The sequence below is a fragment of the Brucella grignonensis genome (genome assembly GCF_002252505.1).
Lineage (GTDB): Bacteria > Pseudomonadota > Alphaproteobacteria > Rhizobiales > Rhizobiaceae > Brucella > Brucella grignonensis.
On record NZ_NNRL01000163.1, the window covers coordinates 560,945 to 580,920 of the forward strand.

Genomic DNA, 19,976 nt, shown 5'->3' on the forward strand with positions numbered 1-19,976 from the left:
ATATTATGCACGTCTGTGTTTCTGCAACAATCTTAAGCATCGGCGTATTTGCATAACTGATATGCGTTATTGACCGTTGTTGAATAATGAGGCTGCAGGTAATTATTGGTCATCGGGTTCACTCCTCCTCCCAGAACCCGATGCGGGATACGGCACTCCTCCTCCCAGCCGTATTCAAGATCAGGCCGCGCATCCTCCTCCCGCGCGGCCTTTTTCTTTTTCTACTCTTCCCGAAAACACATGCTGATCTGTTAACAGTGCGTCGCCGCATAGCCCCCATGGGCATTCGAGCCAATGTGAACTATCTCTCGGGTAACTTCACATTTGCGGTGATTGTCTCTGTCTGAGAGACTTGCCGTTACGAAACGCGGGAGATTGCAATCATGACCAGTGGCATCCATCACCTCACGCTGATTACGCGCAAGGTTCAGGCCAATGTCGATTTCTATGCTGGCTTTCTTGGCTTGCGTATTGTCAAGCGGACAGGTGGTTTTGAAGATGCGGAGCAACTGCACCTGTTCTATGGCGACCGTTCTGGAACGCCGGGATCTCTGATCACTTTCCTCGTTTGGGAAGATGGTGCAAGGGGCCGTGTCGGTCATGGTCAGGTTAGCGAAATCGCTCTTGCGATCGACCGCACCTCGGTCGGCTTTTGGCTGGAGCGGGCATTGCGCTATCACGTGCAGTCTGAAGGTCCGGTGCAGGAGTTTGGTGAGCCGGTGCTTCGCTTGCGTGATCCAGATGGCGTTATCGTCAAGCTGGTCGGCTGCGATCTTACTGCCAATGATGCATGGGTTTCAGACGATATTCCTGCGGAACATACTGTGCGTCGGATACGCTCGGCGACCATTTTGTCTGAGGCACCAGAGCAGACTGTGGGCTTCATCGAACGTTATTTCGGTTTCCGCGCTCAGGCCAAGGAAGGCACAATAGATCGTCTGGTCTCTGATTCAGGCGATGTGATTGACGTTCGCGATGCAAGCGGCTTCTGGCCGGGTATTCCCGGAACAGGCATTGCTGACCACGTGGCATTTCGTGCGGCTGTAACGGATGATGTGACAAAGCTTGAGAAGGAGCTTTCAAAGCTTAACTCCAGTGAAGTCAACGTACATGACCGTAAATACTTCACGTCGCTCTATGTCCGTGAGCCGGGTGGAACCCTGTTTGAATTTGCCACCGATGCTCCCGGCTTTACCCTGGATGAACCAGTGGAATCGCTGGGTCGAGTTCTGTTCGTGCCACCGGGCAACGGGCAGCAGGCGGATGCGATCCGATCCCGTATGCCGCAATTTGGCTTGCCGGGTGAGGAAAGGGTGATCTATCGCGATTTGCCTTTTGTGCATCGTATCCATCAGCCGGAAAATCCGGATGGCAGTACGCTTGTTCTGCTGCATGGCACCGGCGGCAATGAAAACGACCTCATGCCGCTTGCTCGTCTGGCTGCACCGCGTGCAACGCTTCTGGGTGTTCGGGGGCGCAGCACGGAAGAGGGCATTCAGCGCTGGTTTCGCCGTTTCGATCTGAAACGGTTCGACCAGGAGGACATTCGGTCTGAGGCAGAGGCTTTCGAGGCTTTTGTCGAAGGTGCAATTGCTGCCTACGCTATTGATCCAGAACGGACTGCGTTCATTGGAAACTCCAATGGCGCCAATCTGCTTGCGGCCTTTATGCGGCTTCATCCACATGTCGTGAGCAAAGCCGTGTTGTTGCGTGCGACGGACGTTTTGGAAGAGCAGCCGGTTGCTGACCTTTCTGATGCTGCCATCCTGTTGCTCAACGGGATTGGCGATCCGTTTGGCGATGCATCCGGCAAACTGGAACAAGTCTTGCGGGCGGATGGTGCAGAACTTGATGTCCGCTCCGCCGAAGGTGGTCATGGACTGACGGACGAAGATGTCCGTTTGGCTGGCGAATGGTTACAGCAAAAGCTCTGACCTCTGCACGCTAAACCTAAAAAGGGCCGCCGGAGAAATCCGGCGGCCTTTTGCATTAATCAAGCGGCTTCAAGCTCTTTTCAATCGCCTGACGCTTTCCTTCAAGGAAGGGTGGTAGCGACAGGTTCTCTCCGAGACTTTCAAGTGGTTCATCAACCGCAAAGCCGGGACCATCGGTTGCAATTTCAAACAGCACACCATTGGGCTCACGGAAGTAGAGCGAGCGGAAGTAATAGCGTTCGACCTCGCCGCTGGACGGAATGCGAAAAGCCCGGAGGCGATCCACCCATTCCTGCATGGTTTCCTGATCCGGTGTGCGGAATGCAACGTGATGCACGGCACCTGCGCCCTGACCGGCTGGTGATAGATTGGGCTGCACGGCGATATGCAGTTCTGCGCCGGCACCACCTGAGCCCATTTCAAACACGTGGACATGGCCTTCGCCATCGGGCGAAGCATAGTCACCAGCTTCACGCATGTTCATTACCTTTTCCAGCACGATTTTTGTCGGTGCCAAATCAGGAACGCTCAGCGTGATAGGACCAAGGCCACGTATCTGCCGCTCAGCAGGAACCGGACTTTTCTCCCAGCTATGTGCTGCACCAGCACCTCCATCATCGGTCAAACGCAGGCGCTGGCCTTCCGGATCCTCAAAATCGAGCACTGCACGACCTGCAACTTCGAATATATCGCCGGTTTCGATGCCCTTTTCCTTGAGGTGGTTACGCCACCAGTCGAGGCTCTCAACGCCGTTTACGCGCAATCCGGTACGGGAAACGCTATGCGTTCCACGCCGTTCACGCTGCACGGGCCAGTCAAAGAAGGTGATGTCGGTTCCTGGAGATGCCAGCCCATCGGCATAAAACAGATGGTAGGCGCTGGTGTCGTCCTGATTGACCGTCTTCTTGACGAGGCGAAGACCGAGCGTGTCGGTGTAGAAGCGTCTGTTGCCAGGTGCATCTGCGGTGATGGCTGTCAAATGATGCAGCCCTGTGAGTTGTGGGGTAAGGTCTGAAGTCATTTTGTGTCCTCCTGCGCATAAGTGGAATTGTTTGCGCTGTTGGCTTCAATATTGGGCGCAAGAGGCGTTTCGGAAAGTCTCGGTTCCGAAAACAGTGTGTAACCGAGAAGCCGCAGCGCCAGCATCTTTCCACAGGTCTCGACAATTAGGGCTTGGCATATCCTCTCAGGTAAAGAATATATTAACCGCGCGCCTCGCCTTGGATCGGCGTTTTTCGGGTTTGGGTTTTGTCAGGAGAGTTGGCTTTTGCGGAGCATCATTCGTCGTACTGCCCCGGCATTGCTTATCTGCCTGACCTTGATTGCTGGCTGCGCCAGCCGTCCGGACGGTGTGCTCATTCCTATTGCGGAAAGTGCGCCAGGCGCATCCAAGGTTGATCTTATGGTGGCGACGACCCGCGCACCATCCGGCAATCCCGGAACCTTGTTTTCCGGTGAACGTGATCAACAAGTTAGCCTGACGGAGATTATGGTCTCCATCCCGCCTGAAAAGAACCGCAAGGTCGGTGAAGTTCAGTGGCCTAAAAAGCTGCCAGCCAATCCGTTGAAGGATTTCACGACCGTTGAAGTAAAAGCGATCAACACGGAAACCGGCGCGCGCCAATGGCTTAATCATAGCCTGCCGAAATCCCGTCGGGTCATGGTTTTCGTTCATGGCTTCAATAATACTTACGAGGACTCGGTCTATCGTTTTGCGCAGATCGTGCACGATTCTGGCGCTGAAGTAGCGCCCGTCATCTTCACGTGGCCGTCGCGCGGTAGCGTGTTCGATTACAATTACGATAAGGAAAGCACGAATTATTCGCGCGATGCGCTGGAAACGACCTTGCGCAAACTCGCCGAAGATCCGCGTGTGAAAGACATCACCGTCATGGCCCACTCCATGGGCAGCTGGCTGACGGTTGAGGCGCTGCGTCAGATGGCGATCCGCGATAAACGGGTTAATCCAAAGATTTCCGACGTCATTCTTGCGTCGCCTGATCTTGATGTGGATGTTTTCAGTCAGCAGTTCCGCGCCATGGGCAAGGATCACCCGCGTTTTACATTGTTTACTTCACGCGATGATCGCGCTCTCCGAGCCTCCCGCTTCATCTCGGGTAATGTTGATCGACTGGGCCAGATCGATCCTTCGGTTGAACCCTACCGTTCGCAGCTTGAAAAGGCGGGGATCACGGTCATTGATCTTACGCAGCTTAAAGCTGGCGATAGGCTCAACCACGGCAAGTTTGCGTCAAGTCCTGAGGTTGTTCAGCTGATCGGTAAACGTCTCGTAACGGGTCAGACCATCACCGATTCTGATATCGGGTTGGGCGAGCGGCTGGGTGCTGTTGCACTTGGTACTGCGCAAGGCGTGGGCAGTGCCGCCTCGCTCGTCGTCAGCGCGCCGATTGCAGTCTTCGATCCGAACACCCGTAGAACCTATAATGAGCAGATTGATCGGTTCGGTAGAACGGTTGGCAATACGGTGAGCGGCACAGTCGGGAACTGAGGTGCGTACTGCCTTCCCGATATTCATTAGCAAAAGTGCTGTTGTTATATCTGAGGGAGCGCTATAGGACTGCTGTTCGTTTATTTTGTTAGAGCGTCATGAATCTTGTCGGTGCATGGCGCCCAAACGGCCAAATCTGGTTGTTGTCGGGAAAGACTCTCATGCAGATCATCCATACGATTGAAGATTTGCGGCAGGCGCTTGGCGTGGCACGCAAGAGCGGTAGAACCATCGGCCTCGTACCGACGATGGGTTATCTTCACAAAGGGCATCTCGAACTTGTTCGTCGCTCACGCGCGGAAAACGATGTCACTGTCGTGTCAATCTTCGTCAATCCGCTGCAATTTGGCGCTAATGAAGATCTCGATAAATATCCGCGCGATCTCGAACGCGATGCGGGCCTGCTGCGCCATGCAAATGTGGATTTCCTTTTTGCACCTGCCGTGTCGGATATGTATCCGCGCCCGATGCAGACCGTGGTTGATGTACCAACGCTTGGCAACCAGATGGAAGGTGAGGCGCGTCCAGGCCATTTTGCAGGCGTCGCAACCGTTGTGAGCAAGCTTTTCAATATCGTGGGTTCTGACGCTGCTTATTTTGGCGAGAAGGATTTTCAGCAACTCGTCATCATTCGCCGCATGGTCGAGGATATGGCGATTCCTGTGCGTGTGGTTGGTGTTGAAACCGTGCGGGAAGATGATGGGCTCGCCTGTTCGTCACGCAATGTCTATCTGACATCCGAGCAGCGTGACGCTGCGATCATCGTGCCAAAGGCACTTGATGAAGCTGAGCGACTTTATCGCTCTGGCATCGACGATCCGGAAGCACTTGAAGCTGCAATCCGCGCATTCATTGAAATGGAAACGCTGGCAATACCGGAAGTCGTGGCATTGCGGGATCCTGAAACGCTGGAGCGTCTGACCTCGGTGCAGGGCAGACCGGTCTTGGTGGCGCTTTTTGTGCGGCTGGGTTCAACGCGCCTTCTTGATAATCGGGTTATAGCACTCATAGCGCAAGAGAAGGCAGCCTGAAATGAGCGCGACCGTTAAAAAGAAGCGCCTTTCGCCAAAGACGATTGAAGCGATGAAGGGCGAACGCCCGATTGTCAGCCTCACGGCTTACACGACGCCGATTGCGCGCCTGCTCGATCCACATTGCGATCTGCTTCTGGTGGGCGATTCCGTTGGCATGGTGCTTTACGGCATGGATTCGACCCTTGGTGTCACGCTCGACATGATGATTGCGCATGGGCAGGCAGTTATGCGTGGCGTCGAGCATGCTTGTGTAATTGTCGATATGCCATTTGGTTCTTATCAGGAATCGAAAGAACAGGCTTTCCGCAACGCAGCCCGCATCATGCAGGAGACAGGCTGCGACGGCGTGAAGCTTGAGGGTGGCGAGGAAATGGCTGAGACGGTTGAATTCCTAGTCAAACGCGGCATTCCGGTCTTCGGCCATGTCGGGCTTATGCCGCAACAGGTCAATACGGTCGGCGGCTTTCGCTCGATGGGCCGCGACGATGAAGAAGCCAATCGCATCCGCCGCGATGCACAGGCAATTGCAGATGCGGGTGTTTTTGCGCTGGTCATTGAAGGCACGGTCGAACCGCTGGCACGCGAGATCACCGAAACACTGACAATTCCAACAATTGGGATTGGTGCGTCGCCTGCCTGTGATGGCCAGATTCTCGTTTCCGACGATATGTTTGGGCTGTTTCAGGATTTCACGCCGCGTTTCGTCAAACGCTTTGCCGAGCTTGCTCCGCAGGTCTCGGATGCCGCAAAAGCCTATGCGGAAGAAGTTCGCGAGCGGTCTTTTCCGGGGCCGGAACATGTGTTTGGCGTTAAGAAATAGCTGAGCCTAAGATCTGTCTGCTTTCAAAAATAGATCCTGCACGCCGCGGACCATGTTGGTGCGCTCGATTGTGCCTGACCGGATGATGAAGTCGTCAACTGCATCATGCAAGGCATGGAATAGAAGCGTTGCCAACAGGCGCATGTTGTCGATCTTCCACGCTCCCGCGGCCTGACCATTCCCGTCGTTGACAGGAATGGTGTTGAGTTCGCTGTCGAGCTGCTCACAATAAAAGGTAATGAAACGCTTGCGTAATGCCAAGGCACTTCGTCTTTGCTGCGAAAATGCAGATAGAGTGTGCCCTTGGCAACATCGGCTTTGCGCACGATTTCATCGACGCTTGTGGCTGCAAAGCCTTTTTTCCAAAAAGATCGTTTCGGCAGCCGCCGCAGCAAGTGAGGCGCGATGCGACCAAAATCAAAGGCCTGCCAGCAGATTGCTGGCAGGCCCTTCGTTTCTCAAGTTGGTTGTGTGTTAGATCATTTGTCGCAAAACGTTACGCTGCCAATAGTGATAAAGCGCTGCAATATTACCGCTGGTCAAAATAGGCATAGCGCCCTTCAACTGATCGTCCGACCAGTCCCACCACTGTATTTCCCGAAGCATCCTGACGCTGTCCTGATCGAAACGTGAGCGGATGGTTCTGGCAGGGTTGCCGCCGACAATCGCATAGGGGTCGACATCACGTGTAACCAATGCTCGCGTGCCGATAACCGCGCCATGACCGATCTTTACACCCGGCATGATGATGGCTTCCGAACCAATCCACACATCATTGCCGATAACTGTATCGCCAGAGGGAGCGTAGCCATTCTCAGCACCCGCAAACATGTCCACTTCGGGCATGAAGAAGAACGGGAAGGTGCTGATCCAGTCGTTTCGATGGCCCTGGTTGCCTGCCATGATAAAGGCGACACCCGATCCGATTGAACAAAAGCTGCCGACGATAAGCTTGTCGGCACCTTCATTGGGCAGGAGAAAACGGGCGCAATCGTCGAAACTATGGCCATGATAATAGCCGGAATAATAGCTGTAACGCCCTACGATGATGTTTGGATGTGTGACCTGCTTATCGAGGGTGATTCCCTTAAACGGGCTTTCAAAGTAATTTTTCATGAGAGTGCTCACTGCATCAGGCATATCCGGTAAAAGTGACGAAGCAGCTTTGTTTGGGATAATGCGTAATCGCCGATCAGATCGGCATTTGTCCGCTTGCATATATGCAAACGAAAACCCCGTAAGAAACCGTGTGGTTGCTTACGTTCATGCTCCCGGTGATGAAACTTGTGATGAAATCACAGGAGCGCGATGCAGGGGGTACTCGAACACTTTATCATGGCTGTGAGCATAGTGCTGGTGCCGGATAAAGCAAGATACGAAAAATAAGGGCGGCACTTTGGCCGCCCTTTTAAACATCGCAAGAGCGAAAAGTGCTTATTTCTCAACGAAAGCCTTTTCGATCACGAAGTGACCGGCTTCGCTCTGGCTGCCTTCTTCGAGGCCAAGGCCTTCGAGAATCTGGCGCATGTCGGCAAGCATTTCTGGACTACCACAAAGCATCATGCGGTCGTCCTGTTCGGAGAACTTTGGCAGGCCCAAATCCTCGAAGATTTTGCCCGAGCTGATCAGATCGGTAAGACGACCCTGGTTGCGGAACTCTTCGCGGGTTACGGTCGGGTAATAGATGAGCTTCTCGCGCACCATCTCGCCGAGGAATTCGTCTTCCGGCAGTTGCTTGGTGATGAGGTCGGCATAGGCGAGTTCGTTCACTTCGCGCACGCCATGGACCAGAATGATTTTCTTGTAGCGCTCATAGGCTTCAAGATCGCGGATGATCGAGAGGAACGGTGCAAGGCCGGTGCCTGTCGAAAGCAGCCACAGATTGTCACCCGGAATGAGATTGTCATAAAGCAACGTGCCGACCGGCTTCTTACCGACGAGAATCTTGTCGCCCTCTTTCAGATGCTGCAAGCGCGACGTCAGTGGGCCGTCCTGCACCTTGATCGAGAAAAATTCGAGTTGTTCGTCGTAGACGCTGGAAGCAATTGAATAAGCGCGCAACAGTGGTTTGCCGTTCACTTCAAGGCCGATCATGATGAACTGGCCGCTCTGGAAACGAAAGCCTTGGTCGCGCGTGGTGCGGAAGGAAAACAGCCTGTCGGTCCAGTGGTGAACGTCAAGAACGGTTTCCTGATTAAAATTGCTGCTCATTGTCGGAACTGTCTCTATTTCGCTTTTCACGGTGCTCGCTTCTCAAGAAGCGAGCGTTCTTATCGCAATCATAGGGGGATCGCGTCTGGCTGCCTTCAGGGTGACTTCCGCGAGGTCGTGATTTGCCGGTATGCTGCACCATAGCCGGACGAAGATTACGGAAGTTGGAATAATGCTTCTGCGCTCCGACATCAAGAGTCATCGGTTTGTATTCTCCGCGCAATTAAATCGAATTCAAACGCAGCCTCAAGGAATTGCTTTCTAATCACTGCGGCTTCCGGAGTATGTTGTACCTACGGAAGCCGCTTTTTGTGTGTCAGCGCGAGCTGCGAACAAGCGCGATGGCTGAAAGCAGGGCGATGCCTGAAAGGGCGGTAAATCCGATGAACAACCAGAGCGCGGCATTGGCAGTGCCTGCTACGCCGCCGGGATTGCTTAACCCTGCCAGATTGGCAACCATACCCGCGAGTGCTGCACCCATTGCTGTGGTGAAAAGCTGAACCGTGGTTAGTGACGCGGAAGCCAGATTCTGGTCCGCAGCTTCAGCACGTTTGAAAACGCGGGTGAGCAGATGCGGCCATGTCATGCCGACGCCAAAGCCTATAATTGCCATGGCAAGACAGATCGGTAGAAGATCATACCAATGTCCTTCGCTGCCCGGAGGGACGAGAATCGCAAGTGTCACCATGCCGGCTATTCCCATAACAGGGGCTGCAAGGATGACACGGTTCACGCGGGCACCGGACACGCCCGATGAGCCGATGGAACCAAGCGTCCAGCTGCCGCCCATGAGTGCTGCAAGATAGCCTGCCACCAATGGCGACTGGTTATGCAATACCTGGAAAAACAGTGGCACAAAGACTTCCGAACTTGTGACTGATGCACCGAGAAAGCCCATCGTCATATAGAGAGCACCAAGTCGTTTGATGCTGAAAGTGCCTTTGGGCAGAATACGTTTCGTGGCCTTCCGTTCCACAATGACAAGCAACAGCAGCACAGCAAAAGCAATTGCAACGCCAGTGACATTCCAGAACGTGCTTGCCGAAATGCTCGCAGCCGAGACGATCAGCACGGCTGCCGTCAGCAGAATAAGCTGTGGCCAGGCAAGCTTGTCTTTGGCTTCATCATCGCCCGCGCGTTTTGGCAGAATAAGTGTCGCCATGATGGCAAAAATTCCGATCACCGGCACAAGCGACCAGAAGGCCGCACGCCACACGCCAAGTTCAGCAAAAATGCCGCCAATAGCCGGGCCAACAAGCGTTGCCACGCCCCACATGCCGGAAACGAGTGCAATGGCGCGAGGCCAGAGCGATTCATCAAAGACGATACGGATCATGGCATAGGACAGCGCCAGCATCATGCCGCCACCAAGTCCCTGCACGACACGGCCTGCAAGCATGGCTGGCATGGAAGGTGCCAAGCCACAGGCCAGTGTTCCGGCTGCAAAGATGATGGCGGCCACAAGATAGGCGTTACGCGGCCCGACTTGCGAAAGAAGTTTTGGCACAAGGGCCGAACCAAGAATGGAGGCTGTGACAAACAGCGCCGTGTTCCAGGCGTAATAGTCCATGCCGCCAATATCGGCGACAACGGTTGGTAATATGGTTGTGGCGATGAAAACATTGATGGCGTGGAGCGCAACGCCGCCCACAAGTGTTAGCGAACGGATCGCATTCCTGCCCGCGAACAATTCTCCCCAGCCTGCAGTAGCCCCTGCTGTGGCAGTGGCGGCTGGATTATCGGTCTGCATTTCTTTCCCTGGTCCTATCCCGCATTTCAGAGGCGGGTTGATGCCCGCTGTCCGCACGCGTTGGCTGGCCTTATAAAATGCTTTTCCGATCTTCGGAATGGGGAATGAAGTAAAACGGCTTCAATAAAAATTCAAAGGGGTTCAAATTTGGCGGAAAAACTCTATATGAAGCCAAGAATTACAGAATCCGCTGCCGCGTCGGAGAATTTTTTCTCTAAACGTCTGTGGCGGATTTGTGTTTCTGTCACAAGCTTCCTATAAGCCTGTACCAATAACGGCTTTAAAGCGTGTCCCGAAAAGTGCAAAGCGGTTTTCGGATAAGATGCGCGCCAGATCCAAACAACGTGCTCGCCAGCCTAGCTGGACAGGCCATATTTCCCCAATTGACGACCCGGAACGCTCATGATCCAGACGCCCTACTATCTGATCGACAAGACCAAGCTGAAGCGCAACATGGAAAAGGTTGCCTATGTGCGCGAGAAATCCGGCGCAAAAGCTCTGCTGGCGCTGAAATGTTTTGCCACATGGTCGGTGTTTGATCTGATGAGCGAATATATGGACGGCACGACGTCGTCTTCGCTCAATGAAGTGCGTCTTGGCCATGAAAGATTTGGCGGTGAAACCCATGCCTATAGCGTGGCCTATGCTGATAACGAGATCGACGAAGTTATCAGCCACGCCGACAAGATCATCTTCAATTCGATCGGTCAGCTGGAGCGCTTTGCCAACAAGGCAGCACATATCAAGCGTGGCCTGCGTCTGAACCCGGGTGTTTCGTCTTCGACCTTTGATCTGGCTGACCCGGCGCGTCCGTTCAGCCGTCTTGGCGAATGGGATGTGGCAAAGGTCGAGAAGGTCATGGACCGCGTGACCGGCTTTATGATCCATAACAATTGCGAAAATTCCGATTTCGGTCTTTTCGACAAGATGCTGACCGATATTGAAGAAAAGTTTGGCTCACTTCTGCACCGCGTTGAATGGGTCAGCCTTGGCGGCGGTATCCACTTCACCGGCGACGATTATCCGGTCGATGCGTTCTGCGCACGCCTGAAGGCGTTTTCGGAAAAGTTTGGTGTGCAGGTTTATCTGGAGCCGGGTGAGGCTTCGATCACCAAAACCACGACGCTGGAAGTGACGGTTCTTGACACGCTTTATAACGGCAAGAACCTCGCCATCGTTGATAGCTCGATTGAAGCGCATATGCTCGATCTGCTGATCTATCGCGAAAAGGCGAAGATGGCGCCCAACAATGGCGAGCACAGCTATATGGTTTGCGGCAAATCCTGCCTTGCTGGCGATATTTTCGGAGAGTTCACTTTCGACAAGGAACTCTCCATCGGCGACCGCCTCTCATTTGAAGATGCAGCCGGTTATACCATGGTCAAGAAGAACTGGTTTAATGGCGTGAAGATGCCAGCCATTGCCGTGCGTGAACTCGATGGCACGGTCAAATTAGTCCGCGAATTTGATTATGCGGATTTTGAAGGGTCGCTTTCTTAAAGATCCTTTTGCAGCCCTCAAACTGCAATGAATTCATGTGTTCCGGGTGAGAAGGCAATCGGGACGGTTAACAGATGGCGGGTAACCGCTGGAAGAGGAAGCATCGACAGAAAATGAAGAAGAACGTTCTCATTATCGGCGCCGGGGGCGTGGCACAGGTTGTTGCACATAAATGTGCACAAAACTCTGACATATTGGGCGATATCCATATTGCGTCCCGCACGGTTGAGAAATGCCGCAAGATTATCGATAGCGTGCATGAAAAGAAGAGCCTCAAGACCGAGGTGAAGCTGGAAGCGCATGCTTTGGACGCGCTGGATACTGAAGCCACCAAGGCTCTGATCCAGAAGACGGGCGTTCAGATCGTCATCAATGTCGGCTCGGCCTTCCTCAATATGTCGGTCCTTCGTGCCTGTATCGATACGGGCGTGGCTTACATGGACACCGCGATCCATGAAGATCCGAAGAAGATCTGCGAAACCCCGCCATGGTATGGCAACTACGAATGGAAGCATCTCAAGGAATGCGAAGAGAAGGGTATCACCGCCATTCTCGGCATTGGCTTTGATCCGGGCGTGGTTAATGCCTATGCACGTCTGGCTGCTGACGACTATCTCGATGAAGTCAAATCCATCGACATCGTTGACATCAATGCCGGTTCGCATGGCCGCTGGTTCTCGACCAACTTCGACCCGGAAATCAACTTCCGCGAATTCACCGGCACGGTCTATTCATGGCAGGGCGGTCAGTGGCAGTCGAACAAGATGTTCGAAGTCGGCCACACCTTTGACCTGCCTGTCGTCGGCCCGAGCAAGGCTTATATGACTGGTCATGATGAAGTGCATTCGCTGTCTAAGAACTACCCGAACGCAGATGTGCGTTTCTGGATGGGCTTTGGCGATCACTATATCAACGTCTTTACGGTGCTGAACAATCTGGGCCTCCTGTCCGAACAGCCGGTCAAGACTGCCGAAGGTCTGGAAGTCGTGCCGCTCAAGGTGGTCAAGGCCGTTCTGCCTGATCCGTCGTCGCTGGCACCGGATTACACCGGCAAGACCTGCATCGGCGATTTCGTCAAGGGCACCAAGGACGGCAAAGAGAAGGAAGTCTTCATCTACAACGTTGCCGACCACAAGGACGCTTATAACGAAGTGGGTTCGCAGGGCATTTCCTACACCGCAGGCGTTCCGCCGGTTGCAGCCGCAATCCTGATTGCCTCGGGCGAATGGGATGTGAAGAAGATGGTCAATGTGGAAGAGCTGAACCCAAAGCCTTTCCTCCACATCCTGAACCAGATCGGCTTGCCATCGCGCATCAAGGATGAAGACGGCGACCGTGCTCTCGACTTCGCATAAGCGCGATCTGGATGAATAAAGAAAGCCCCGCCCAATGCTATGCTTTGTGCGGGGTTTTTTATTGGCGCTTTGCTCTGGCTTACTCTGGCATATTTGGCCAAGTATCCGAGAGACGATACCCACTCGGAAACGGATCGCTCGGATCGAGCATGAGCTGCGAAGTTCCCGTCACCCAAGCGCGACCGGAAATGATGGGGCTGATGGCCGGTTTGCCACCAAGCTCCAGAGCCTTGTCCAACCGACAGTGAAACTCTGTGCCCAGCACGGACTTTCCGATAAATTTCTCGCCGACTTTCATCTGGCCTTTTGCGTGAAGCACGGCCATGCGCGCCGAGCAGCCAGTGCCGGTCGGGGAACGGTCGAGTTTGGCCGGGCGAATGGCAACGGTGTTCACGCCAGTCAGCACATCGCCGTCGCGCGTCACCGGCTCAGTGATCTGGCAGAATGAAATGTGGTTCCAGTCTTTCTCAGGATGACGGAAACCAAGCTGTTCATTGGCCGCTTTGGTGATTTTCACGCCAATCTCAGCCAGTTCCCGTGCCTGACCCGGCTCGATTTTCATTCCAATAGAAGCTGCATCAACAATAACGAAGCTGTCACCGCCATAGGCTGTGTCAACGGTGATCGTGCCGAGGCCTTCAACTTCCAGCGATGCATCCAGACGGTCCGCGAAAGACGGTACGTTGCGCACGCTGATGCGCTCAGCCTTGCCGTTGCGGCATTCGGCCTCCACCTCGATGAGCCCGCCCGGCGCCTCCAGCACCATGCGCGTGACTGGTTCCTGCATGGGGATGATGCCGCTATCCAGCAGAACCGTGGAGACACAGATCGAATTGGAGCCGGACATGGGCGGGGTGTCAGCGGGTTCCATGATGATGAAACCCATCTGCGCGCGCGGGTCTTTCGGTGGCACCAGCAGATTGACATGGCGGAACACACCACCGCGCGGCTCGTTCAGCACGAAATTGCGCAAGGTCTCGTCGCTGGCGATGAAGCGCGATTGTTCCCACACAGTATCGCCGGGAGGAGGGGCCACGCCACCGACAATGACATCACCGACTTCGCCTTCTGCGTGACAGCCGACAATATGGATGACTTTAGTGCTGCGCATGATTTCCCTCGCAAAATTGCATCCACGACATTCCTAGATAATCAGATGTTAGGGTCAACTGTTCTGCAGACCAGAAAATGCATTTTTGCGACATGTCTGGAAATTGATTTCCACGCATGTCAGGAGATCGGAATTTACTGCCCAAGGTGTGTTGCTTCTTTATGCAAGTCTGATATCCATTGTGCTCCAATTTTGTGCAAATCGATGCGCAGCCCGCCTGGCTCCGGATCAGTTTCTGGAACATACACAACGTTCCCGATAGAAATTGAGCAACCCGAAAAGTTGGGGCGAAGTCGCTTTTAAGGTGATGAGCGCTCTTAGCCGGCATGGGGCGATCGATATTCGTATCACCCGCCAATCTCCTCAGATCGACATGGTCTCTGAGCCTTTGATGTCTCGGCGCGTGTTTTAGTTATGGATTATCCGGTGGTCTGACGGCTTCGGATAGTTCGGGGGAGTGCCCCCGGGGAGTAAGTTTGTGACCAACACATTTGATACGGGCTTTCATGAGCCTCACGTGAGCAGCGTTCGGCGCTGGACCCGGGAAATGGCGATGGCTCTCAAATTGGGCTGGCCGCTGATTCTGACCAATCTTTCACAGGCAGCATTGACTGCGACCGATGTGATCTTCATTGGCCGTCTCGGCAAGGACACACTGGCTTCGGCGCTTTTGACCACGAGTTTCTATCACACCCTGATGATCTTTTCGATGGGGCTGGTTTCGGCTGTGATGCCGATGATCGCTATTGCACTCGGCAGGAACCGCCATTCAGTACGCGATGTGCGCCGTACCGTCCGTCAGGGCATGTGGTCGGCCATTATCATCTCGATTCCAATCTGGATTGTGCTCTGGCATTGCGAGGAAATATTCCTCTTCCTTGGCCAGCAACCGGATATTGCAGCACGCTCGACCGATTTTATGCACACCCTGCAATGGGCGCTGTTGCCGTATCTGTTTTACATCGTGTTGCGTTCATTTTTTGCGGCGATGGAAAAGCCGATGTGGACGCTGCTGATCGCTGCTGCCGCCATTGGTTTTAACGCGCTTGCTGGCTGGACGCTGATTTTCGGCCATTTCGGCTTCCCGCGTATGGAACTGCATGGTGCCGGTATCGCTACCACGCTGTCGAGCATCATGATGTTTCTCGGCATGGCTTTCATTACCATGCGTCACCGCCGCTTTCGTCGTTATCGTTTGTTCGGACGCTTTTGGCGTCCTGACTGGCCGCGTTTCATTGAGCTCTGGCGCATTGGTTTTCCGATGGCGCTGACCTTTGTATTTGAAACATCGATCTTTTATGCAGCCGTTGTTATGATGGGGTACATCGGTCCGACCGCAATGGCAGCTCACGCCGTTGCGATACAGGTCGCATCGCTCAGCTTCATGGTCCCACTCGGTTTCGGGCAGGTCGCTACGGTGCGCGTGGGGCGGGCTTACGGTCGCGGCGACCCTCAGGCCGTGGCTTATGCAGGCTGGAGCGCCTATGCGCTTGGCGTGGGCTTCATGGCCATTATGGGGTTGCTGATGATTCTGATCCCGCGCCTGTTTATTGGTGTGTTTCTTAATCTCAAGGATCCAGAAAACTTTGCCGTTATCGAACTGGCCGTGACATTTCTTGCGCTCGCGGCACTTTTCCAGATTGTCGATGGGGCGCAGGCCGTTGCCGCAGGTATGCTGCGTGGCCTTAGAGACACACGCGTGCCCATGTATTTGGCACTGGTTGGCTACTGGGGCGTAGGGCTACCGTTTGGCGCTTTGCTTGCATTCCATTTTGGCTTTGGTGGTGCAGGTGTCTGGCTAGGGCTGGCGGCAGGGCTTGCGATCGTCTCGGTACTCATGACCATGCGTTGGCGGCGCTCTCTCATGCGCATCAGTCTTGTCTGAGAGATGCTTGAAAACAAACAGATAGAGCATTTCCAATGATTTAATCAAAACAGGAAATGCTCTAATCAGCTTTGGGTGGACGCTTATCAAGCTTAACCGAAATTGCACTTGAAAGTATTGAACCTTTCAATCAGCCTGGATCAGTAAAAAATGCCGTACAGTGAAAACTGTACGGCATGATCTGCAATGCTGCGGGTATCGTTATGTATCCGCTAAATTCAAATGCCCCAAATTATTTCGTGAGTGCAATAATACGGTCGAGTGCTGCGGCGTAGCCTTTCAATGAAATTTTGAAAGCCACAGGTTGACTTGGGCTAAGCGCAGTCGCATTAACATTCAAATTAGTACCGGCCTTTAGAGCGGCCACTTGCTTGGCATCAAAACTCACTGGTGCCAAGCAACCTTGCGGCAGACAGGTTGAAAAGGTCAGCTGTGGCCCGTCAGCTTCATCGAGTTTGAGCGCGACACCTTTAACAAGATCAAGGCCAAACGGCATCAGAATGACGCCTTCAACCTTACCACCAGCCGTATTGCGCAACTCGGCAGTCAGAACGCGCTGACCTGTCTGCGTGCTGCTTTGATCCTGCCGCATAACGCAGACAGTCGCTTCGTTTTGAGACTGACAGGAAACAGTCCAGTCCTGATATGTTTCTTGCAGGGTACTCGCGCCGCCCGGTAGGGAGGCGGCAAAAGCAGGCAGGCTGAGAATCGCGAATACGCCAATTGCAGGGCCAGTCAGGCCATATTTCTTCATGTGAAAATTTCTTTCATAGATTTATTGTTGCTAATAGAATAGCCTTCAGAGTTGAAGGTAATCATAAATAAATCAACAGTGCAATATATGATTAAAATTTTTAGTGAGAGCCTATTTAAGTTATTTTCTATAAAACAGTAATGCTTCAATGGTATATTTAATATCATCGGATATAAAATATGACTAAAGAGCGATGGGCTATAATTCACCGCTCTTTATTTTGTTTCTACCGTGCCAGCTTCATGTGACGGTTTACGTCCTTGTAAAGCAGATAGCGGAACTTGCCCGGACCACCTGCATAGCAAGCCTGCGGGCAGAAAGCGCGTAGCCACATGAAATCACCGGCTTCCACTTCCACCCAATCCTGATTGAGCCGGTAGACGGCCTTACCTTCGAGCACATAAAGCCCGTGTTCCATGACATGGGTTTCGGCAAAAGGAATGACACCGCCCGGCTCAAACGTCACCACGGTCACATGCATGTCGTGGCGCAGATCGTTTGGATCGACAAAGCGTGTCGTGGCCCAAGCGCCATTGGTGTCGGGCATCGGTGTTGGAGCAATGTTCTTCTCGTTGAGGAAAAGCGGCTCGGGTACGTCAAGCCCGTCGACATATTCATAAGCCTTGCGCACCCAGTGAAAGCGCGCAACTGCGCCTGAATTGTTGCGAAGCGTCCAACCGCTTTTGGGCGGCAGATAGGCATAGCCGCCTTCGGTCAGCAGATGGTTCTGTCCTGCAAGTGTGACGGTGATTTCACCTTCGACCACAAACAGCACGCCTTGCGCGCCGTCATCAAGTTCTGTGCGGGCGCTGCCGCCACCGGGCTGCACTTCCATGATATATTGCGAGAAAGTCTCGGCAAAACCCGAAAGCGGGCGGGCAATGATCCACAGGCGCGTCTTATCCCAGAAGGGCAGGAAGCTCGTGACAATATCGCTGAATGTGCCTTTCGGAATAACCGCATAGGCTTCGGTGAACATGGCGCGATCGGTCAGGAGTTGCGTTTGTGGCGGCAAGCCACCGGTTGGTGCGTAATAATTGCGGCTCATCGGTCTATTCCTAATCAGTAAAGTGTCTCTGGAAGAATGTCTTTGAGCCGCAACAGCGCGATGCGCTCGACCTGTTCGGACGCGGTTTCCAGTTCTGCAGCTTTCGTATTCTCGACGCGTCGCTTGAAAGCGTCGAGAATTTCTCTTTTGTTGCGACCCTTGACCGCAATGATGAACGGAAAGCCGAATTTCTGCGTGTAAGCGTCGTTGAGCTCGGTAAATGTCTTACGCTCCTCATCCGTCAGCGCATCCAGGCCGGCAGAAGCCTGCTCCGCGGTGGATTCAGGTGTCAGACGCTTGGCGGCTGCCAGTTTTCCCGCAAGATCAGGATGCGCGCGCAGCACGCCGAGCTTTTCATCCTCTGATGCTGCACGGAAAGCATGAACCAGAGCCTTGTGAAGACCCGAGGCAGAATCCGCCAATTCCGTCAGGCCCGCGTCGTAGGCGCGTTCGGCAATCCACGGCGAGTGCTCGAAGATGCCGCCATATCGTGCAACAAAATCCGCTTTGCTCGCTTTGGACGGCTCAATATCGGCCCGCTTCGGCTTGTGATGCTCATGCCAGTGACGGGCAATATCAACACGCTTGGCAACCCACACCTTGTCATGGCTTTGCACGTAATCAAGGAAGCGTTCAAGTGCTGCCACACGACCCGGACGACCAACGAGGCGGCAATGCAGGCCAATCGACATCATCTTCGGCGCACCTTCCGCACCTTCGCGGTAAAGCACGTCGAACGTGTCTTTGAGATAGGTGTAGAACTGATCGCCGGAGTTAAAGCCCTGTGGCGTGGCAAAGCGCATGTCATTGGTATCGAGCGTATAAGGCACGATCAGATGCGGGCCGTTCGGCCCCTTCACCCAATAAGGCAACTCATCTGCATAGGAGTCGGCGGAGTAGAGGAAGCCGCCTTCCTCCATCACCAGCTTCAATGTGTTGTCTGACGGCTTGCCCTGATAGATGCCCAAGGGGCGCGAGCCTGTGATCTCCGTATGCAGGCGAACAGCTTCGCGAATGTGCTCGCGTTCCACGTCTTCGGGTACATCCTTATATTCCCACCAGCGCAGGCCGTGACTGGCGATTTCCCAGTCGGCTTCCTTCATGGCCGCAATAGCTTCTGGATTGCGTTCCATGGCAAGGGTCACGCCATAGACGGTCACCGGCATGTTGCGTCGCGTGAAAGCGCGCCACAAACGCCAGAAGCCGGAGCGGGCGCCATATTCGTAAATGGATTCCATATTGAGGTTGCGCTGGCCATTCCACGCTTGTGCGCCCACGATCTCGGAAAGCAGGTTTTCGGATGCCGGGTCACCATCGAGAATACAGCTTTCGCCGCCTTCTTCGTAATTGACGACGAACTGCACGGCGATATTGGCCCCGCCCGGCCAGCGTGGGTCTGGTGTGTTGCGGCCATAGCCAACCAGATTGCGCGGATAACTCATATGGTCTTCCCTCGATTATTCATGGCTTTTTCTTATGATAATAAAGAATTACGCGGACCATTCCCCCTCAAAATTTTGAAAGACATCCAACGATTATCATCTTTCCCAGGACAGGACTTCGGTAAATACTCAAAATCGGGAACAAGTGTGGTTCGCAAACCGTTAGGTTTTGCGTGAAATAAATCACACAAAAACAATTGCTTGCAATGATTCTGACGGTAAGCAGATAGAATCGTGCGGGCGGCAGGAGCATAAATGGGTCAGGGAATGAGCGGTCATGGCCGATTGACGACGCATGTCCTCGATACGGTGAGCGGCAAGCCGGCAGCAAACTTGCGCATCGAATTGCGTCGGGTCGGGAATCAACAGGCTGAAACTTTACTTGAAATCCGCACCAATGCGGATGGTCGCTGCAACGAGCCACTGCTTGCAGGCGATGCGCTGCATACTGGTTCATACGAGCTGCTTTTCCATGTCGGCGAATATTTCGGCAAAAGCGACGACGCCGTTCCGTTTCTGGATGTGGTGCCACTCCGCTTTGGCATTTCGGATGAAAAGGCGCATTATCATGTGCCACTTCTGGTTTCGCCATTTTCCTATTCAACCTATCGCGGGAGTTGAGC

The 19,976-nt window shown here is 53.7% G+C and carries 17 protein-coding genes; 8 read left to right on the forward strand and 9 right to left on the reverse strand.

Features of this window, described 5'->3' with window-relative positions; genetic code table 11:
- The first annotated feature begins 383 nt into the window (after positions 1–383).
- Positions 384–1,934: a VOC family protein gene (locus CEV33_RS16495; protein ID WP_094541474.1), complete on the forward strand. Its 1,551-nt coding sequence runs from the start codon at positions 384–386 to the stop codon at positions 1,932–1,934.
- 55 nt (positions 1,935–1,989) lie between these two features.
- Here CEV33_RS16495 and CEV33_RS16500 read toward each other — a convergent pair whose 3' ends face one another.
- Positions 1,990–2,955 carry a ring-cleaving dioxygenase gene (locus CEV33_RS16500; protein WP_094541475.1) on the reverse strand — a complete coding sequence of 322 codons (966 nt, stop codon included), beginning with the start codon at positions 2,953–2,955 and terminating at the stop codon, positions 1,990–1,992.
- A gap of 246 nt (positions 2,956–3,201) precedes the next feature.
- On the opposite strand from CEV33_RS16500, the gene CEV33_RS16505 reads away from it, so the two are divergent.
- The 3 genes from CEV33_RS16505 to panB all read left to right on the forward strand — a co-directional run bounded on the left by CEV33_RS16505 (position 3,202) and on the right by panB (position 6,297).
- A complete protein-coding gene (locus CEV33_RS16505; RefSeq protein ID WP_094541476.1) occupies positions 3,202–4,443 on the forward strand; it encodes an alpha/beta hydrolase in 1,242 nt (413 codons plus the stop codon).
- Between the two features lie 161 nt (positions 4,444–4,604).
- Positions 4,605–5,474, forward strand: a complete 870-nt coding sequence (panC, locus tag CEV33_RS16510; protein ID WP_094541477.1) for a pantoate--beta-alanine ligase — start codon at positions 4,605–4,607, stop codon at positions 5,472–5,474.
- Position 5,475: 1 nt separating this feature from the next.
- Positions 5,476–6,297 carry a 3-methyl-2-oxobutanoate hydroxymethyltransferase gene (gene panB / locus CEV33_RS16515; RefSeq protein WP_094541478.1) on the forward strand — a complete coding sequence of 274 codons (822 nt, stop codon included), beginning with the start codon at positions 5,476–5,478 and terminating at the stop codon, positions 6,295–6,297.
- A 6-nt stretch (positions 6,298–6,303) separates the two neighbouring features.
- Here the strand turns inward: panB and CEV33_RS24480 are convergent, their stop codons facing one another.
- The 4 genes from CEV33_RS24480 to CEV33_RS16535 all read right to left on the reverse strand — a co-directional run bounded on the left by CEV33_RS24480 (position 6,304) and on the right by CEV33_RS16535 (position 10,258).
- Positions 6,304–6,558: a hypothetical protein gene (locus CEV33_RS24480; RefSeq protein ID WP_235818434.1), complete on the reverse strand. Its 255-nt coding sequence runs from the start codon at positions 6,556–6,558 to the stop codon at positions 6,304–6,306.
- A 213-nt stretch (positions 6,559–6,771) separates the two neighbouring features.
- The gene (gene catB, locus CEV33_RS16525) at positions 6,772–7,413 is read right to left on the reverse strand and encodes a type B chloramphenicol O-acetyltransferase (protein WP_094541480.1); all 642 of its coding nucleotides are present in this window, start codon (positions 7,411–7,413) and stop codon (positions 6,772–6,774) included.
- A 318-nt stretch (positions 7,414–7,731) separates the two neighbouring features.
- Positions 7,732–8,508: a ferredoxin--NADP reductase gene (locus CEV33_RS16530; RefSeq protein WP_094541481.1), complete on the reverse strand. Its 777-nt coding sequence runs from the start codon at positions 8,506–8,508 to the stop codon at positions 7,732–7,734.
- A 316-nt stretch (positions 8,509–8,824) separates the two neighbouring features.
- A complete protein-coding gene (locus tag CEV33_RS16535; RefSeq protein WP_094541482.1) occupies positions 8,825–10,258 on the reverse strand; it encodes an MFS transporter in 1,434 nt (477 codons plus the stop codon).
- A 402-nt stretch (positions 10,259–10,660) separates the two neighbouring features.
- On the opposite strand from CEV33_RS16535, the gene nspC reads away from it, so the two are divergent.
- Together nspC and CEV33_RS16545 are read left to right on the forward strand one after the other, a co-directional pair.
- Positions 10,661–11,758, forward strand: coding sequence for a carboxynorspermidine decarboxylase (gene nspC / locus CEV33_RS16540; protein WP_094541483.1), 1,098 nt, complete (start codon positions 10,661–10,663; stop codon positions 11,756–11,758).
- Between the two features lie 113 nt (positions 11,759–11,871).
- Positions 11,872–13,113 (forward strand): saccharopine dehydrogenase family protein, encoded by a 1,242-nt coding sequence (locus tag CEV33_RS16545; protein WP_094541484.1) that lies wholly within the window; start codon positions 11,872–11,874, stop codon positions 13,111–13,113.
- 79 nt (positions 13,114–13,192) lie between these two features.
- Here the strand turns inward: CEV33_RS16545 and CEV33_RS16550 are convergent, their stop codons facing one another.
- Positions 13,193–14,224 (reverse strand): trans-3-hydroxy-L-proline dehydratase, encoded by a 1,032-nt coding sequence (locus CEV33_RS16550; RefSeq protein WP_094541485.1) that lies wholly within the window; start codon positions 14,222–14,224, stop codon positions 13,193–13,195.
- A 478-nt stretch (positions 14,225–14,702) separates the two neighbouring features.
- On the opposite strand from CEV33_RS16550, the gene CEV33_RS16555 reads away from it, so the two are divergent.
- Positions 14,703–16,109 carry an MATE family efflux transporter gene (locus tag CEV33_RS16555; protein WP_094541486.1) on the forward strand — a complete coding sequence of 469 codons (1,407 nt, stop codon included), beginning with the start codon at positions 14,703–14,705 and terminating at the stop codon, positions 16,107–16,109.
- 232 nt (positions 16,110–16,341) lie between these two features.
- On the opposite strand, the gene CEV33_RS16560 is transcribed toward CEV33_RS16555, so the two are convergent.
- The 3 genes from CEV33_RS16560 to puuE form a co-directional block, all read right to left on the reverse strand.
- Positions 16,342–16,863, reverse strand: a complete 522-nt coding sequence (locus tag CEV33_RS16560) for an invasion associated locus B family protein (protein ID WP_094541487.1) — start codon at positions 16,861–16,863, stop codon at positions 16,342–16,344.
- Positions 16,864–17,089: 226 nt separating this feature from the next.
- Positions 17,090–17,911, reverse strand: coding sequence for a bifunctional allantoicase/(S)-ureidoglycine aminohydrolase (locus CEV33_RS16565; RefSeq protein ID WP_094541488.1), 822 nt, complete (start codon positions 17,909–17,911; stop codon positions 17,090–17,092).
- Between the two features lie 14 nt (positions 17,912–17,925).
- Entirely contained in the window at positions 17,926–19,353 is a 1,428-nt protein-coding gene (gene puuE / locus CEV33_RS16570; RefSeq protein WP_094541489.1) for an allantoinase PuuE, read from the reverse strand.
- Between the two features lie 255 nt (positions 19,354–19,608).
- Between puuE and uraH the strand changes: the two genes are divergently transcribed.
- Entirely contained in the window at positions 19,609–19,974 is a 366-nt protein-coding gene (uraH, locus tag CEV33_RS16575; RefSeq protein ID WP_094541490.1) for a hydroxyisourate hydrolase, read from the forward strand.
- Positions 19,975–19,976: the final 2 nt, after the last annotated feature.

What these genes read in the sequence shown, in the direction of transcription:
- CEV33_RS16495 (WP_094541474.1), top strand. Translation starts at nt 384, where the DNA reads ATGACCAGTGGCATCCATCACCTCACGCTGATTACGCGCAAGGTTCAG.
- CEV33_RS16500 (WP_094541475.1), bottom strand. Translation starts at nt 2,955, where the DNA reads ATGACTTCAGACCTTACCCCACAACTCACAGGGCTGCATCATTTGACA.
- panC (WP_094541477.1), top strand. Translation starts at nt 4,605, where the DNA reads ATGCAGATCATCCATACGATTGAAGATTTGCGGCAGGCGCTTGGCGTG.
- panB (WP_094541478.1), top strand. Translation starts at nt 5,476, where the DNA reads ATGAGCGCGACCGTTAAAAAGAAGCGCCTTTCGCCAAAGACGATTGAA.
- catB (WP_094541480.1), bottom strand. Translation starts at nt 7,413, where the DNA reads ATGAAAAATTACTTTGAAAGCCCGTTTAAGGGAATCACCCTCGATAAG.
- CEV33_RS16530 (WP_094541481.1), bottom strand. Translation starts at nt 8,508, where the DNA reads ATGAGCAGCAATTTTAATCAGGAAACCGTTCTTGACGTTCACCACTGG.
- CEV33_RS16535 (WP_094541482.1), bottom strand. Translation starts at nt 10,258, where the DNA reads ATGCAGACCGATAATCCAGCCGCCACTGCCACAGCAGGGGCTACTGCA.
- nspC (WP_094541483.1), top strand. Translation starts at nt 10,661, where the DNA reads ATGATCCAGACGCCCTACTATCTGATCGACAAGACCAAGCTGAAGCGC.
- CEV33_RS16545 (WP_094541484.1), top strand. Translation starts at nt 11,872, where the DNA reads ATGAAGAAGAACGTTCTCATTATCGGCGCCGGGGGCGTGGCACAGGTT.
- CEV33_RS16550 (WP_094541485.1), bottom strand. Translation starts at nt 14,224, where the DNA reads ATGCGCAGCACTAAAGTCATCCATATTGTCGGCTGTCACGCAGAAGGC.
- CEV33_RS16560 (WP_094541487.1), bottom strand. Translation starts at nt 16,863, where the DNA reads ATGAAGAAATATGGCCTGACTGGCCCTGCAATTGGCGTATTCGCGATT.
- CEV33_RS16565 (WP_094541488.1), bottom strand. Translation starts at nt 17,911, where the DNA reads ATGAGCCGCAATTATTACGCACCAACCGGTGGCTTGCCGCCACAAACG.
- puuE (WP_094541489.1), bottom strand. Translation starts at nt 19,353, where the DNA reads ATGAGTTATCCGCGCAATCTGGTTGGCTATGGCCGCAACACACCAGAC.
- uraH (WP_094541490.1), top strand. Translation starts at nt 19,609, where the DNA reads ATGGGTCAGGGAATGAGCGGTCATGGCCGATTGACGACGCATGTCCTC.